The sequence below is a fragment of the Microbacterium sp. genome (assembly GCF_031178445.1).
In the GTDB taxonomy this organism is placed as follows: Bacteria; Actinomycetota; Actinomycetes; order Actinomycetales; family Microbacteriaceae; genus Microbacterium.
The window spans coordinates 1-14,907 of sequence record NZ_JAPSIY010000008.1 but is presented as its reverse complement, the minus strand read 5'-3'; the positions used below and the strand labels follow the sequence as shown (position 1 = coordinate 14,907).

At 68.7% G+C, this 14,907-nt stretch carries 19 protein-coding genes; 4 read left to right on the top strand and 15 right to left on the bottom strand.

Going from position 1 to position 14,907, the window contains the following annotated elements; genetic code table 11:
* Nucleotides 1-224: 224 nt before the first annotated feature.
* Nucleotides 225-842 carry a M23 family metallopeptidase gene (locus tag RIN43_RS11920; protein WP_309129151.1) on the top strand — a complete coding sequence of 206 codons (618 nt, stop codon included), beginning with the start codon at nucleotides 225-227 and terminating at the stop codon, nucleotides 840-842.
* A gap of 57 nt (nucleotides 843-899) precedes the next feature.
* Here RIN43_RS11920 and RIN43_RS11915 read toward each other — a convergent pair whose 3' ends face one another.
* From RIN43_RS11915 to RIN43_RS11905, 3 genes are all read right to left on the bottom strand, one after another.
* Nucleotides 900-1,799 carry a tyrosine recombinase XerC gene (locus RIN43_RS11915; RefSeq protein ID WP_309129150.1) on the bottom strand — a complete coding sequence of 300 codons (900 nt, stop codon included), beginning with the start codon at nucleotides 1,797-1,799 and terminating at the stop codon, nucleotides 900-902.
* Between the two features lie 122 nt (nucleotides 1,800-1,921).
* Nucleotides 1,922-2,338 (bottom strand): hypothetical protein, encoded by a 417-nt coding sequence (locus RIN43_RS11910; protein WP_309129149.1) that lies wholly within the window; start codon nucleotides 2,336-2,338, stop codon nucleotides 1,922-1,924.
* Nucleotides 2,339-2,405: 67 nt separating this feature from the next.
* Nucleotides 2,406-3,563 (bottom strand): phosphotransferase, encoded by a 1,158-nt coding sequence (locus RIN43_RS11905; RefSeq protein WP_309129148.1) that lies wholly within the window; start codon nucleotides 3,561-3,563, stop codon nucleotides 2,406-2,408.
* Nucleotides 3,564-3,665: 102 nt separating this feature from the next.
* Between RIN43_RS11905 and RIN43_RS11900 the strand changes: the two genes are divergently transcribed.
* A complete protein-coding gene (locus RIN43_RS11900; RefSeq protein WP_309129147.1) occupies nucleotides 3,666-5,192 on the top strand; it encodes a HAMP domain-containing sensor histidine kinase in 1,527 nt (508 codons plus the stop codon).
* Nucleotides 5,192-5,848 (top strand): response regulator transcription factor, encoded by a 657-nt coding sequence (locus tag RIN43_RS11895; RefSeq protein ID WP_309129146.1) that lies wholly within the window; start codon nucleotides 5,192-5,194, stop codon nucleotides 5,846-5,848. The genes RIN43_RS11900 and RIN43_RS11895 overlap by 1 nt, the downstream gene beginning before the upstream one ends.
* 10 nt (nucleotides 5,849-5,858) lie before the next feature.
* On the opposite strand, the gene dprA is transcribed toward RIN43_RS11895, so the two are convergent.
* The 8 genes from dprA to RIN43_RS11855 all read right to left on the bottom strand — a co-directional run bounded on the left by dprA (nucleotide 5,859) and on the right by RIN43_RS11855 (nucleotide 11,910).
* A complete protein-coding gene (gene dprA, locus RIN43_RS11890; RefSeq protein ID WP_309129145.1) occupies nucleotides 5,859-7,040 on the bottom strand; it encodes a DNA-processing protein DprA in 1,182 nt (393 codons plus the stop codon).
* Nucleotides 7,037-8,566: a YifB family Mg chelatase-like AAA ATPase gene (locus RIN43_RS11885; RefSeq protein ID WP_309129144.1), complete on the bottom strand. Its 1,530-nt coding sequence runs from the start codon at nucleotides 8,564-8,566 to the stop codon at nucleotides 7,037-7,039. The genes dprA and RIN43_RS11885 overlap by 4 nt, the downstream gene beginning before the upstream one ends.
* A complete protein-coding gene (locus RIN43_RS11880) occupies nucleotides 8,563-8,925 on the bottom strand; it encodes a YraN family protein (RefSeq protein ID WP_309129143.1) in 363 nt (120 codons plus the stop codon). The genes RIN43_RS11885 and RIN43_RS11880 overlap by 4 nt, the downstream gene beginning before the upstream one ends.
* 106 nt (nucleotides 8,926-9,031) lie before the next feature.
* A complete protein-coding gene (locus tag RIN43_RS11875; protein ID WP_309129142.1) occupies nucleotides 9,032-9,355 on the bottom strand; it encodes a DUF2469 family protein in 324 nt (107 codons plus the stop codon).
* 33 nt (nucleotides 9,356-9,388) lie between these two features.
* Nucleotides 9,389-10,048, bottom strand: coding sequence for a ribonuclease HII (locus RIN43_RS11870; RefSeq protein ID WP_309129141.1), 660 nt, complete (start codon nucleotides 10,046-10,048; stop codon nucleotides 9,389-9,391).
* The gene (lepB, locus tag RIN43_RS11865) at nucleotides 10,045-10,776 is read right to left on the bottom strand and encodes a signal peptidase I (RefSeq protein ID WP_309129140.1); all 732 of its coding nucleotides are present in this window, start codon (nucleotides 10,774-10,776) and stop codon (nucleotides 10,045-10,047) included. The genes RIN43_RS11870 and lepB overlap by 4 nt, the downstream gene beginning before the upstream one ends.
* Before the next feature lie 124 nt (nucleotides 10,777-10,900).
* On the bottom strand, nucleotides 10,901-11,248 hold the full coding sequence (gene rplS / locus RIN43_RS11860) for a 50S ribosomal protein L19 (protein WP_309129139.1): 348 nt from the start codon (nucleotides 11,246-11,248) through the stop codon (nucleotides 10,901-10,903).
* Between the two features lie 173 nt (nucleotides 11,249-11,421).
* A complete protein-coding gene (locus RIN43_RS11855) occupies nucleotides 11,422-11,910 on the bottom strand; it encodes an MFS transporter permease (protein ID WP_309129138.1) in 489 nt (162 codons plus the stop codon).
* A gap of 105 nt (nucleotides 11,911-12,015) precedes the next feature.
* On the opposite strand from RIN43_RS11855, the gene map reads away from it, so the two are divergent.
* The gene (map, locus tag RIN43_RS11850) at nucleotides 12,016-12,798 is read left to right on the top strand and encodes a type I methionyl aminopeptidase (RefSeq protein WP_309129137.1); all 783 of its coding nucleotides are present in this window, start codon (nucleotides 12,016-12,018) and stop codon (nucleotides 12,796-12,798) included.
* A 190-nt stretch (nucleotides 12,799-12,988) separates the two neighbouring features.
* Here map and trmD read toward each other — a convergent pair whose 3' ends face one another.
* The 4 genes from trmD to rpsP form a co-directional block, all read right to left on the bottom strand.
* On the bottom strand, nucleotides 12,989-13,687 hold the full coding sequence (trmD, locus tag RIN43_RS11845) for a tRNA (guanosine(37)-N1)-methyltransferase TrmD (protein WP_309129136.1): 699 nt from the start codon (nucleotides 13,685-13,687) through the stop codon (nucleotides 12,989-12,991).
* Between the two features lie 20 nt (nucleotides 13,688-13,707).
* On the bottom strand, nucleotides 13,708-14,286 hold the full coding sequence (gene rimM / locus RIN43_RS11840; RefSeq protein WP_309129135.1) for a ribosome maturation factor RimM: 579 nt from the start codon (nucleotides 14,284-14,286) through the stop codon (nucleotides 13,708-13,710).
* A gap of 1 nt (nucleotide 14,287) precedes the next feature.
* A complete protein-coding gene (locus RIN43_RS11835) occupies nucleotides 14,288-14,518 on the bottom strand; it encodes an RNA-binding protein (protein ID WP_309129134.1) in 231 nt (76 codons plus the stop codon).
* Between the two features lie 6 nt (nucleotides 14,519-14,524).
* Nucleotides 14,525-14,907: 30S ribosomal protein S16 (rpsP, locus tag RIN43_RS11830; protein ID WP_309129133.1), on the bottom strand; the 383-nt coding region annotated here is incomplete at its 5' end.

Sequence of the window (14,907 nt, the reverse complement as noted above, 5' to 3'; positions counted from 1 at the left end):
CGTGAGAGAGACCTGTGGGAGTGGATGCCGCGACCGGAGTCGCAATGGGCACGCGTAGTCACCTCGAAGTCGAGGTGCATCGACCAGTGTACAGGACGCACGTGGTCGGAAGCGGACTGAGAGCGCACCGTCGACGCTGTGCACAGCGCGCGGTTCGCGAGGAGTTCTCCACCGGCTGCGGATCATCGTCACCGCGCCCGGTGCGATGCTGCGAGGTTCGTGGCATGGCGATGGAACACAGGACCCTTCCTGATGGCGGTCGCGGTGGCCGCAGGCGGACGACGGCCGCCGTCATCGTGCCTTTGACGGCGCTGCTGTGCTCGGTCCTGCCCGCCTCGGCCGTCTCGGCCGCTCCCGCCGAGCCGTTGCTCGCGCACTCCCCGCCGGCGCCGGCTGCAGCTGCGGCCGCAACCGCAGAGGAGGCGCCCGGGTTTCCCTGGCGCTGGCCGGTCGACGGGCCGCGCACGGTGGCGGAGCCCTTCCAGGCGCCTGCCCACGACTACGGACCAGGGCATCGGGGTATGGATGTCGTCGCCGCGCCGGGAGCGCAGGTCCAGGCGCCGGCCGACGGGGTGATCGCGTTCGCGGGGCAGGTCGTCGACAGGCCACTGCTCACGATCGACCACGGTGCGGGATTCGTCACGACGCTGGAGCCGGTGCGCACAGAGCTCTCCCCCGGTGAGAGGGTCGAAGCCGGCGGCGTGATCGGCGACGTCGCAGCGGGCGGGCACACGACACTTGGAACCCTGCACGTCGGGGTTCGTCTGCACGGCGAGTATCTGAATCCGCGGCCGCTGTTCGGCACCCCGCCACGGGCCGTTCTGCTGCCATGCTGCGAGTGAGCGCACCGGCAATGTGGCGCGTCGGACCACCCATGCACGTGAGGCGGGCGGACGGGGTCAGGCGCGCGGGTGGGCGAGACGATACGTCGAGACCAGGCGCTCCGATGACACGTGCGTGTAGATCTGCGTCGTACCGAGGCTGGCGTGCCCCAGGATCTCCTGGACGGCGCGCAGGTCTGCGCCCCCATCGAGCAGGTGGGTCGCGGCAGAGTGCCGGAGCGCGTGGGGGCCGACCGTGTCGGCTCCGACGATCGGTGCGAGAACCCGGGCCACCAGGGCGTAGACCGTTCGTGGTCCGATCCGTGCTCCCCGCGTTCCGAGGAACACCGCCGGTCCCGAGCCTCCGCGAGCGGTGAACACCGGACGCGCACGGGTCACATAACCCGAGACGGCTACGCGGGCGGGGACGCCGAAGGGCACGACCCTCTCCTTCGAGCCCTTCCCGATGACGCGCACGGTGGCGCGGTCGAGATCGAGATCGTCGATGTCGATGCCGCACAATTCCGATACGCGTATGCCCGAACCGTAGAGGAGCTCCAGGATGGCGTGGTCCCGCAGTGCGACGGGATCGCCGTCGGCGGCGGCGGATCTCTGCGCGTCCAGCAGTGCGCGCATGCCCTCCGCTGAGGCGACCGTCGGCAGGCTGCGGCTTCGACGAGGGGTGACCAGGCGCACGCTCGGGTCGGCGGTGATCAGCGCCTCGTCCTTCGCCCACGTGAAGAACGAGCGCGCCGCGGCGGCACGACGCGCCAGCGTACTCCTGGCGTCCCCACGCTGCGTCGCCGTCCACATCCACTCACGGAGGACTTCGAGGTCGATCTCGCCCAGCTCCACATCGCCGGCGCTACGCAGCAGGTCGCGCAGATCGGTGCGATAGGCGCGCACGGTGGCCGCCGAAAGTCGACGCACCTGCGTCAGATACGTCGTGAACGCCTCCGCGGCGGCTTCGAGCTGCACCCCTCCAGCATGGCGTGCGTGACGCCCAGAGCGCCGCGCCCCGCCGGAGACGAAGCCGCTCTGGGGCGCGTGGCTCCAGAGCGGCTTCGTGCATAGCCCTCGGTCAGAGGGCGCCGATGGCCTCAGTCAGAGGCTGCCGAGACGACCGAGGCTGCGGACGGCGCGGTCGCCGGGCTCGGAACCGACGCCGTGCTCGGGGCAGACGCCGGGCTCGGCGTGGACGCCGGGCTGGGCGTGGACGCGGGGCTCTGAGCCGATGCGGGGCTGGCGGGCGTCGTCGGCGACGCCGCAGACGCGGCCGAGGCCACAGTGGCGGCCGAAGGGGCGCTCACCACGGTCACCGACGTGTCCGTCTGCTGCAGCTTCACCGTGGCGACGTCCAGCACGTCACCGCGGTTCGTGACCGCCCCGCCCGGGAGCACAGTCCCGTTCGTGGTCTGCAGGTCCATCGTGCTGGCGGTCGCAGCCGCTCCGCCGGCGAGCACGCCGACGCCGACCAGGCCCGTGACACCGTAGGCGATCCATCTCTTCGCACTCATGCTGATTCCTCCGATACTCTCCGCACCCGGCGGTTCACCGGGATGCATCTCATCCTGTCGCCGCCGTCTAAACGCTCTCGAAAATCTTCATGAGGGCGTTCTTAGCCTCGGTTGCGCCTCGTCCGTCGAGAACCACACCCGCGGCACGCAGCAGCTGGGATTGCGCAGTCCGGTCGCCCAGATCGCGTGCGGTGACCGAATAGCCCAGCAGATGGATCGCACCGTATTCGGCGACTCGTCCTGTCATCCCCCAGTGCCGCATCGCCGCTTCCGCGAGCGCCAGCACGCGCTGACGATCGCCAGCGCTACTCAGGCGCGCGCTGGCGATCGCGTGACCGATGAACGCAGCCGGATCCTCGGCAGGATCTCCCACACCGAGAGTGTCGACGTCGATCAGCCCGGAAATGCGTCCATCGGAGAGGAAGAGCTGACCGAAGTGCAGGTCGCCGTGGACGACCCGGGGCTCCGTCTCGCCGGCACGGGTGAGAGCAGCGCGGATGCGCTCTGCCAGCATCCGGCCCTCCGGACCGCTGCGCGTCTCATACCACTCGAGCCGGTTGACGATCGACCGCGCCGGCGCAGCCCAGGTCACGGCGTCGATCGCTTCACTGAGTCGAGCGACCTGCTCGACCAGCAGTCGTGGTGTCCACTCCGCATTCGTCGCGGGAGCGCCCGCGGCATCGGCCAGGACGAGCAGCCCGTCGGCCGACCATCCGAGCATCTCAGGAACGGGGAGCCCTGCCTCGGCGCACGCGCGGTGGGCCTCCACGATCCGGCGGATGCGGCGGGGGCGCACGACCTTGATCCAGACGGGACCGTCGACGGCGGCCACTCGCAGCACACCGCGCCGCCCCGGTCGGTAGGCGACGAACTCCGTGGGGCCCGTGGCCTCGATGCCGAGGCGGCTCAGCAGGAGTTGCGACGAGTGCGCGAACGCCGAGGCTGCGAGTGCGGGCAGATGCGGGTCAGCGGGGTGAAGCCAGATGCGGGCCTGCGGACGACGCGGATCATCACCCATGGTCAGCCCGGTTTCGGCGGCGACGCCCAGCTGCGATGTATCCACGAAGTACGTCTGCTCCGGCAGGGTGTCCTGCACGCGGAAGCCCGCGACGGATCCGTACCCGAGCGGCTCGCGGCTGATGAGATGCGCGGGAAGGTCACCGAGGGCATCGACGAGCAGGGCCCCTTCGGCAGTCGCGTCCAACTGCGGCTGCGGCGCGTTCATGACCTGCGGCATCCTTCGATTCCACCATGTGGCGGGCGTGAACAGGATGAGACCTCTCTTAGGGAGCGGGTTCGGCCGCGGGAGGCTGGAGATACTGGTCTCATGACAGACACCGGGCGCGCACCGCGCCGTCATCGCCTCCCGGTGTCCGTTCGCACCCGGCTCGTGGCCGCGATCACGGCCGTCGCCGCGCTCGGCCTGATGGCTGTCGGCGTCTCGGTGTACATCGTCGAGCGGCAGACCAGCCTGGATCAGGTGAACGCACGGCTGCTCGACAATCTGGAGTCCGCGCGCTTCATCGTCGCGGAAGGAGAAGCCATGGGCGCCGAGACGACCGATCCGTCGCCGTGGCCGTCCTCCTCCGCCGCACTGCGTGCTGTCGTCGAGCGCATGAGCCCCGATGACAACACGGGCGCCGCCGGGATGATCGACGGGGCGATCAGCATGGTGCCGGGTGTGCGGCTCGACGTCGATCTGAGCGATGCGACCGCCTTCGCGTCATACGTGCATGAGGAGCTCTCCGGCGACGAGCCGATCATCGGCACGTATGCGGAGCGCGGGGTCACCTGGCGTTATCTCGCCGCGCCGATCCTGGTCGAAGGATCGCCCGCGCCGAAGGACGTCGTCTTCCTGATGGTGTACGACCTCGACGCGGAACTAGCGGAGTTCGACGCCACGGCGCAGATCTTCCTGCTCGCTTCGATGATCGCCCTGGCGGTCATCGCAGCGACGAGCACGATCGTCGCGACGCGGCTGCTGCGTCCGCTGCGGCACATGCGTGAGACGGCCAACCGCGTCTCGGGGCACTCGCTGCAGGAGCGGATTCCAGTCGTGGGCAATGATGATGTCGCCGACCTCGCGCGGACCATGAACGCGATGCTGGACCGTCTGGACGACGCGCTGGATTCGCAACGTCAGCTGCTGAGCGATGTGGGCCACGAACTCAAGACGCCGATCACGATCGTTCGCGGTCACCTTGAGGTCATGGACCCCGCCGACCCCGAGGACGCCCGCGACACACGGGCGCTCGCCGTGGACGAGTTGGACCGCATGGGGCAGCTCGTGCAGGATCTCGCCGGCGCTGCGGCGCTGCACGGACCACGGCCGGTGCAGCTTGCGCCCGTGGATGTCTCGGATCTCCTTCAGCAGATCGGACGGAAGGCCGAGGGCATCGTGGGCGCCGATGTCGTCCTGGCATCGACACCCGATGGCGTCGCGGCACTGGATGCGCCCCGCATCACCCAGGCGATGCTGCAGCTCGCGCAGAACGCGATCACGCACGGCGGAGGACGACTGGAGATCGGCGGCAGTTCCGATGCGGATCACATCGAACTGTGGGTGCGTGATTTCGGCGCAGGCGTACCGGATGACGAGAAGGACAGCATCTTCGACCGTTTTCACCGCGGGGCCGGCGCGCCCGTGCGCGGCAGCAGCGGCCTGGGGCTGAACATCGTGCAGGTCATCGCACGCGCGCATGGCGGATCCGTGCGGGTGACGGACGCCGACGACGGCGGTGCCGTCTTCACACTGCGTGTGCCGCGTGGGTCGGCGCCCGCCGCGCGACTCCCGAACGGCGTTCTGATTCCACCACGCCCACCACTGCCGACCGTCCGAAGGGACTTGAGCTGATGGCATCGATTCTCATCGCGGACGACGAGCCTCGGATCTCCGGCTTCGTCGAGAAGGGCCTTCGCGCCGCCGGTTTCGCGACCTGCGTCGCGGCGACGGGTCCGCAGGCGCTGCAGCTTGCTCTGACCGATGAGTTCGATCTGCTGGTGCTGGATGTCAATCTGCCCGGCTTCGACGGGTTCCAGGTACTGGAGCAGCTGCGCGGATCGGGCTCTCGCCTCCCGGTGATCATGCTGACCGCGCGTGTCGAGTTGCGCGACACGATCGCGGGATTGGAAGGCGGCGCCGACGACTACCTCGGCAAGCCCTTCCGCTTCGACGAGCTCCTGGCCCGGATCCGCATCCGCATGCGGCGCGAGGACGCGACGTCAGCGCCCGAGCTGACACACGGCGGTCTGCATCTCGACGTCCGGACCCGGCGCGCACGGATCCGCGACCACGCTGTCGAGCTCTCGGCGCGCGAGTTCGCTCTCGCCGAGGAGCTGTTGCGCCACGCCGGTCAGGTGCTCAGCCGGGAACAGCTGCTGAGCCGCGTGTGGGGGTACGACTTCGACCCGGGCTCGAACGTCGCGGACGTGTACATCGGGTATCTGCGGCAGAAGCTCGGCGCCGAGCGCATCGAGACCGTGCGCGGCGTCGGCTACCGTCTGGTCTGAGCGGCGTCCCTCACCGCCGGGTCTGACCGATCCACCCTGAGTCGTGACTACGGGCCGCGCCTTCGACCCCGAGCAGACCGAGCAGTCCTCGTACGCGCTCGGTCGGGAGGCCTGTGCGTCGCGCGAGTTCCTCGGGGGTGAGCGGCGTCCGGTCGCTGAGGGCGTCGAGAAGACGCCGGCGATCGGGGTCCTCGGCCGGAGTGGGATCGAGTACTCGTCCGCCTCCGCCCCAGAGCTCCCGTACTTCCTCGGCGTTGGTGACGCAGATGGCGTCGTACTCGCGCAGCAGCCGGTGGCAGCCGGCGGAGGCGGCCGAACTGATCGGACCGGGAACGGCGCCGAGCGGCCGGCCGAGGCTGGAGGCGTGACCGGCGGTGTTCAGCGAACCACTGCGCCAGCCCGCTTCGACGACGACCGTGGCGAGCCCGGCTGCCGCGATGAGTCTGTTCCGCTGCAGAAACCGCCATTTCGTCGGCGCCGCGCCGCAGGGGACCTCGCTCAGCACCGCACCGTTGCCGCGGATTCTGTCGAACAGCTGCTGATGTCCGATCGGATACGCGCGGTCCACCCCGCCGGCCAGGAAGGCCACCGTCTGACCGCCCGCGCCGAGCGCTGCCCGATGCGCCGCGCCGTCGATGCCGTAGGCACCGCCCGAGACCACGACCGTGCCGTCCGCGGCGAGATCCCCCGCCAGCTCCGCGGCGGCCGTCTCACCATAGGGCGTCGCCGCGCGAGCGCCGACGATCGACACCGAGCGGTCGGCCGTGAGAGCCTCCGCTCCGCCCCGCACCCAAAGGGCGATGGGCGCGTGCGGTCCGAGATCGTCCAGGGCGATCGGCCAATCCGGATCTCCCGGCAGGAGCATCCGTCCTCCCACCTCCCGGCACCCGTGCAGCGCATCGGCGACCGCACGCGGATCCGCCCTCGGCCTCCACCGCGCCCTCGCCTCGGACATCGCCTTCGCGTCGCCGATGTCCGGCAGCAACGAGCTGTCGGACATTGCCAGCTCGAGCGCCTCGACCGGGCCGTACGCGGCGATGAGTGTGCCCGCGACACCGTCGCCGGGCTCCACGAGCACCGTCCAGGCGGCCCGCGCCGCCACCTGGACGGCATCCTCATCCGGCCGCAGCAGCGCCGCGGCGCGCAGTACCTCAGCATCGAGCACGGCGCGGTGCGCTCTCGTCGCAGTCATGCCAGCAGTCCCTTCTTCAGAAAGAGCGCACGCCCGATCTCACCTGCGCCGGGCGATGTGAGACCGGCGAGATCGGCCATCGTCCAGGCCAGTCGGAGTACGCGGTCATAAGCGCGCAGCGTGAGCACGCCACGTTCCAGAGCCCGATCCAGCGGACCGCGCACGGCGGGAGGGAGACGCAGCGCACCTTGCCGAAGCCGTGCCCCCGGCACCTCGCCGTTCAACTGCCACGGAGAATGACGCCAGCGCTCCTCCGCCGCTTCGCGCGCCGCGTTCACCCGCGCCCTGGCGATGTCCGAAGACACCGCGGACCGCTCACCCGACGTCGCTCGGGATGCGGCGACGCGCGCGACCTGAAGGTCGATGTCGATGCGATCTCTCAGGGGCCCGGAGAGACGTCCGGCGTAACGGCGGATCGCGATGGGCGGACAGGTGCACTCCGCGCCGCGCACGCCGTAGTTGCCGCACGGACAGGGGTTCATGGCCAGGACGAGCTGGAACCGGGCGGGGAAGCTGGCGGTGAAGCCCGTACGGTGCACTTCGATACGCCCGGATTCGAGCGGTTGTCTGAGCGCATCGAGGGCGACCCGCTGGAACTCCGGGGTCTCGTCGAGGAACAGCACTCCGCGGTGCGCACGCACGATGGCGCCGGGGCGCACGACGCGCGATCCGCCGCCGACCAGTGCCGCCGCCGACGCGCTGTGGTGCGGAGCTTCGAACGGAGGGACCGGGTCGAGGCTCGTCACGGGTTCTCCGGACAGCGAGCGGATCGCAGCGACCTCCAGAGCCTGTCGCTCGTCGAGAGTCGGCAGGATTCCCGGGAGCCGCCGCGCGAGCATCGTCTTGCCCGCACCGGGCGGACCGCTGAGCATCAGGTGGTGCCCGCCGGCAGCGGCCACGATGAGCGCCTCCACCGCCTCGTCCTGGCCGACGACGTCGCCCAGATCGAGAGCATCCTCTGCTGCAGTTGTCCGCTGCGGACCCTGCACTGGCTCGACATCGTCGACCTCCACCTCCGCACCATGGGCGGCTGCCACCTCGGCGAGGGAGGCTGCCGTGCGCACCTCGATCCCGGGTACGAGCCGGGCCTCCGGCCCGTTGGCGTGTGGCACGACGACCCGCTCGAACCCCGCCCGCGCCGCGGCGTAGACGGCCGGGAGGACTCCGGCGACGGGGCGCAGTCTCCCGTCGAGTCCGAGCTCGCCGATGTGCACGGTGGAGCGGATCGCACGAGATGGCAGGGCGCCTCCGGCAGCCAGCGTCGCGACCGCGATACCGAGATCGAACCCGGATCCGTGTTTGGGCAAGCTCGCTGGTGAGAGATTGACCGTCAGCCTTCGGCGTGGAACATCCAGGCCGGCGTTGGCGCAGGCGTTGTGCACGCGCTGCACGGCCTCGCCCAACGATTTGTCCGGCAGCCCGATGATCTTGAAGTCGGGCGTCTGGTTCGAGAAGTCGGCCTCGATCTCGACCATGTGCCCGTCGACGCCGGTCAGCGCGACGGCCCACGTGCGTGCCGTGCTCACAGCAGGTCCACGAGATGCTCGAGCCGCGCTGTCGCGGCATCCGTTCCGGTCAGGCCGACGGCTTCCAGGCGCAGCGTCCGGTTCCTCGCCTGGTCAGGGTGCGCCTGCGCCCACGCGAACGCGAGCCGCCAGAGACGCCGACGCTTGCGGTCGTCGATGGCTTCGAACGGGTGCCCGTAGAGCTCGCTACGGCGCGTCTTCACCTCGACGAAGCACAGCGACCTCTCGAGCTGCGCGACGATGTCGATCTCGCCCGCCGCACACCGCCAGTTGCGGTCGAGTATCGCGTAACCACGGGAGGTCAGGTGCTCGACGGCGCGCTGCTCCCCCGCTCTTCCGAAGTCGTCTTTCGCAGCCATGCCGACAGCCTGCGGCACGCGACGGGCACAGCGAGGCGCTGGTCACGGCCCATGTGGAGAGAACGCCGAGAGCGGTGCATGTGCAGAGCGAATGAGCGCTCGTGGCTCACTTGCCGTCGAGCGAGAGCTCCTCCGGCAGCTCGAACTCGCGGCGCTGCAGCTCCTCGACGTTGACGTCCTTGAAAGTGAGAACGCGCACGGCCTTGACGAACCGATCGGCGCGATAGATGTCCCACACCCACACGTCGTTCATCGATATCTCGAAGTAGAAGTCGTGCTCGGTGTCGCGGCGCACCACGTTCACCTCGTTGGCGAGGTAGAAGCGGCGCTCCGTCTCGACGACATACTGGAACTGCGAGACCACATCGCGGTATTCGCGGAACAGCGCGAGCTCGAGCTCGCGGTCGTATTCGTCGAAGTCCTCATCCATGATGACTCCATCCTATGAGCACCGACGCAGGAGTCAGAACAGGGTCGGTGCGCCGGCGATGGCCCACGACGAACGGTGGAACGGCGACAGTCCGAGCTCGAGGATCGCCTGCCGATGCTCCAGGCTCGCGTAGCCCTTGTTCCGTTCCCACTGATATGCGGGATGCTCATCGTGCAGTGAAGCCATCAAGGTGTCACGCGCGACCTTGGCGATGACCGAGGCCGCTGACACCGACGCGCAGTCGCGGTCGGCTTTGATCACCGGGCGCACCAGCAGCGGAGCCGGATGCACACGCGACACGTAGTCGTGATTGCCATCGAGGATGACCAGCGTCCGCTCCAGGCTCACCCCGTCATCCACCACCGTCTGCACCGCACGGGACGCAGCGAGTCCGAGCGCCTTCATGATGCCGACGTCGTCGATCTCGGCGGCGGTCGCCCACCCCACCCCGGAATGGAGTACCCATCCGCGGGCGCGCTCGGCCATGGCGGGCCGCCGTTTCTCGGTGATCAGCTTCGAATCCCGCAGGCCCTCGGGCACTCGTCTGCGAGCGCCGGCGGCATCGATCACAGCCGCGCCCACGGCAACCGGGCCGGCCAGTGCTCCGCGTCCCACCTCGTCGAGCGCGATGATCAGGTCGAACTCCTTGAGCAGCGACCTCTCCAGCGTGAGTCGGGGGGCGACGACCGTCATTCGGCCTCCGGCACGTCCCTGTACACCCCGTCGCGGGTGTCGATCAGTCCGAATCTGTCCAGTGGCCAGGTCGTCAGGAAAGCGCGGCCGACGACGTTCTCCAGCGGAACGAAGCCACCACCGGGCAGGTCCTGGTGCGCTCTGGAGTCCTGTGAGCGATCGCGGTTGTCCCCCATGACCCAGATCGCGTCGTCGGGCACGGTGACATCGAAGTCTGCGTTGGAGGCCGCCGTGTCGCCGTCGGGGAGATTGAGATACGACAGCTCGTCGATGGGTGCGCCGTTGACCGTGACCTGGCCGAGCGCGTTGCAGCAGACCACATGGTCACCGGGTACGCCGATCACCCGTTTGACGAGGTGGTCCTGGGAGTCTGTCGCCGAGATCCCGACGAAGGTGAGTACCCAGTCGACGGCCTCGACGAGCGGAGGCCGGGCCGGCGTCTGCGGAGCCGGAGGCAACCAGCCACCCGGATCCTTGAAGACGACCACGTCGCCGCGCTCGTACCCCGCCCACCGCGGAGTCAGCTCGTCCACGAGGATACGGTCGTTTACCAGCAGCGTGCGCTCCATGGAGCCGGACGGGATGTAGAACGAGCGGACCACGAACGACTTGACCACGAACGACACCAGCGCCGCGATCAGGATGATCACGAGCACATCGCGCAGGAACACGAGAAGACTGCGGTGCCGCTTCGGCGGAGAGGCTTGGTCAGCGGCTTCTGTCGTCATCTGCATCCTGTCGGTCGAGCGTGCCGCGCATGGCGGCAGATACCAGGTTCGCACATGACGGCACGAACCAGAGAACCCCGGCACACCGTGGTGTGTCCGGGGTTCTCGTGAAGCCTGCTGCGAGTCAGTTCTCGCGCTTCTCCTTGATCTTCGCCTTCTTGCCGCGCAGGTTGCGCAGGTAGTAGAGCTTGGCGCGGCGCACGTCGCCGCGTGTGACGACCTCGATGTGGTCGATCACCGGCGAGTGCACGGGGAACGTGCGCTCGACGCCGACCTGGAAGCTGATCTTGCGCACGGTGAAGGTCTCGCGGACGCCGTCGCCCTGACGAGCGATGACGACACCCTGGAAGACCTGGATACGCGAGCGGCTGCCCTCGGTGATGTTCACGTGCACCTTGACGGTGTCACCGGGGTTGAAGACAGGAATGTCGGAACGGAGCGAAGCCGCGTCGACGGCGTCGAGGATCTGCATGATCGTCTCTCTCTGCACTCGCCACAGGTCGGGTGCATGATTCAAAGGAACAAGAACGGGTGTGTGCCGAACGGCGCGCAGTGCGTCCGTGAGCTCCCCTGAGGCAGAGCCGGTTCACGGCACAAGAGCCCATTCTGCCACGAACCGCGCACCACACCAAAAGCGGTGGTGAGTCAGTCCCGGGAGCGGAACTCCTCGATCACGACCACCTCAGGAGCACGGCGACGGTCGCCACTGTCGGCCGCGGGTTTCGATGACCAGACGATCGTCTCGCGGATGCGTGCACCGCTCCCGCGCGCCTCGTTCCAGAGCTGCCACAGCTGCAGCCAGATGAGTGCGACACCGGCGATGATCGCTCCGGTCAGCAACCAACCGAAAGCACCATCGATGAAGAAACCGACCGCGATGGTCAGCCCGTGCCACAGCCCGAACCCGGCCACGTCCCACCACGACAGGGCCCGCTCGGCACGCACCGACGGCCTCGAGCGGGTGAGCAGCGTGAGGATCAGCTGTCCGAAGAAGACGGCGGGCACAGCCATCAGCAGCACCCAGAGAAGCGCCCAGCCGCTCTGGCCGAAGATCGCCCAGCCCACGAGCATCCACAGCGGCAGCACGAACGCGGCCGGCAGGAGCCAGCGGAAGAACGCCTGTCGCAACCACATGCTTCGATCGTACGCCGCAGGCTCGCGCCGGGCGCTTGAGTTCGCTGTGAGCTTCCGCAGATCGCGCATCGGGGAGAATGGATGCTGACGAGAGGATCTCCCGACATGATCGAACTGCGCACCCCCGCCGAGATCGAAGAGATGCGCGCCGCCGGCCGCTTCGTGGCCGAGACGCTGGCGACCCTGCGCGACGACACGAAGGTCGGCACGAACCTGCTGTCCATCGACCGCCACGCGCACGATCTCATCCGCAAGGCCGGAGCCGAGTCGTGCTACATCGACTACGCGCCCTCATTCGGCAACGGCCCGTTCGGCAAGGTCATCTGCACGTCGATCAACGATGCGGTCCTGCACGGTCTGCCGCACGACTACACGCTTCGTGACGGCGATCTCGTCTCACTGGACTTCGCCGTCTCCGTGGACGGCTGGGTGGCTGATTCCGCCGTGTCCTTCGTCGTCGGCAGCGCCCGCGAGGAAGATCTGCGGCTGATCGACACGACCGAGCGGGCGCTGGATGCCGCGATCCGAGCGGCCACGGTCGGCAACCGGATCGGCGACATCTCGGCATCCATCGCGGAGGTCGCAGAGGGTGACGGCTACTCGATCAACACCGACTTCGGCGGCCACGGTGTCGGGCGCACGATGCACGGCGACCCGCATGTGCCCAACTGGGGCCGTGCGGGACGCGGGTTCCCGCTGCGCGCCGGTCTCGTGCTCGCACTCGAACCGTGGTTCCTCCAGAGCACCGACGAGCTGATCACCGACGCGGACGGCTGGACGCTGCGCAGCGCGGACGGCTCCCGCGGAGCGCATTCGGAGCACACTGTCGCCATCACCGACGACGGGCCGATCGTGCTCACCGACCGGTCGTTCCTCGGCGTCGACTGAGCCCTTCCGTCCGGTACGCGCTGTACTTCGCCGTTCCTGCGAGAGCGCGAGCGAAACGGATGCCAGGGGCACGCCCGGCGGGCGGTTTCGGTCGCGCTGCACTTCTTTGCTCGCGCTCCGTGCATACCCGCAGCGCGAGCAGAGATCAGCAGCGTGAGCGAACCTGACCCTTGGGAACTCCGGGACGCAACTACTCGGGCAGCAGGTCGGGTCGTCGGGTGCGGGTGCGCTCCAGCTGCTGTTCGCGGCGCCAGGACGCGATCGCGCCGTGATTGCCACTGAGCAGCACGGGAGGCACCTCGCGTTCACGCCAGAGCGCAGGCTTGGTGTACGAGGGGTACTCGAGCAGACCGTCCTCGTGAGATTCCTCGATGAGGCTCTCCGGGTTGCCCACCACGCCGGGGATCAGCCTTCCGATCGCCTCGACCATCGCCATCACGGCGACCTCTCCCCCGTTCAGCACGTAGTCGCCCAGGCTGATCAGACGCACTTCGCCGAGTGTGGCGGCGTACTCGAAGACGCGCTCGTCGATGCCCTCGTAGCGGCCGCAGCCGAAGACGAGGTGCTCACGGGTTGCGAGCTCCCGCGCCGTCGCCTGGGTGAAGACCTCGCCTGCGGGCGAGGGGAAGACGATGGTGGGCCGCGCGCCGGCCGAATCGCCCGTTTCGGCCAGTTCGTCGAGGGCGAGGCCCCACGGCTCCGGCTTCATGACCATGCCCGCTCCCCCGCCGTACGGGGTGTCGTCCACGGTGCGGTGACGGTCGAACGTCCAGTCGCGCAGATCCCGCACGCGAAGGTCGAGGATGCCTGCGCTCTGCGCCTTGCCCAGCAGTGACAGCGTCAGACCGTCGAAGTACGACGGGAAGATCGAAACGACGTCGATGCGCATGCGACGATGCTAACGAGCTGTCATTCGGATGCAGCGGGCGCGTCGCCCCCGGCATCCGGCGCGTCGTCGGCGGGCAGCTCTTCGAAGAGCCCGGCGGGCGGGGTGATGACGATGCGTCCCGCGGCCGGATCGACAGTGGGCACGAACGCCTGCACGAACGGAACCATGACCTCGCGGTCTTCGGTCTTCACGATCAGCAGATCCTGCGCCGGCAGGTGCTCTACGCGCAGCAGCCGGCCGATGACGGTGTCGTCGCGCACGACGTCGAGGCCGACGAGCTGGTGGTCGTACCAGGCGTCCTCTTCGGACTCGCCATCCTGGTCGACCCACAGGATCGCTCGCACGAGGGACTCCGCCGTGGTGCGGTCGTCGACCCCTTCGAAGAAGACGACGGAGTTGCCGTTCATCACCCGGTATTCACGCACGGTGAGGGTCTTGCCGTGCCAGCTGGAGGCTTCGGGCACCTGCAGGGTGAATTCGGCGCCGGGAACGAAGCGGCGCTCGGGTGCGTCGGTGTACAGCTCGAGCTTCAACGCGCCCTTGAGGCCATGCGCCTTGAGAAGGCGGCCGACGCGGAGCTGATTCCTCTCGGCGGCCACGTCAGTCGTCCGCGACGTCGACGCGGACGCGGCGGCCGTCGGCGAGTGCGGAGATGAGCGTCCGCAGCGCTTTGGCGGTGCGGCCGCCGCGCCCGATCACCCGACCACGGTCATCCGGGTGCACGTGCACCTCTAGCAGATCGCCACGGGGCGATGCGGATGCGGTGATGCGGACGTCCTCAGGGTGATCGACGATCCCCTTGACGACGTGTTCGAGCGCGACGGCGAGCACGACGGATTACTCCGCGTCGGTCGCAGCCTCGGCTGCGTCCTCGGCGGGAGCGTCGGCAGGAGCCTCCGCAGCGGGAGCCTCCTCCTTCTTCTCTGCCTTCGGCTTGATGACCGACTTCTTCGCGGAGTCGATCTCGAACGCCTGCTTCGGCTCAGCGGTCTTCAGAGTGGACTTCGCGTCCTTGTCGCCCTTGAACTTGCCCCAGTCGCCGGTGATCTTCAGCAGAGCGGTGACCTGCTCGGTGGGCTGAGCGCCCACGGACAGCCAGTACTGCGCACGCTCGGAGTCGACCTCGATGAACGAGGGCTCCTCGGTGGGGTGGTACTTGCCGATCTCCTCGATCACGCGACCATCGCGCTTGGTGCGCGAGTCGGCGACGACGATGCGGT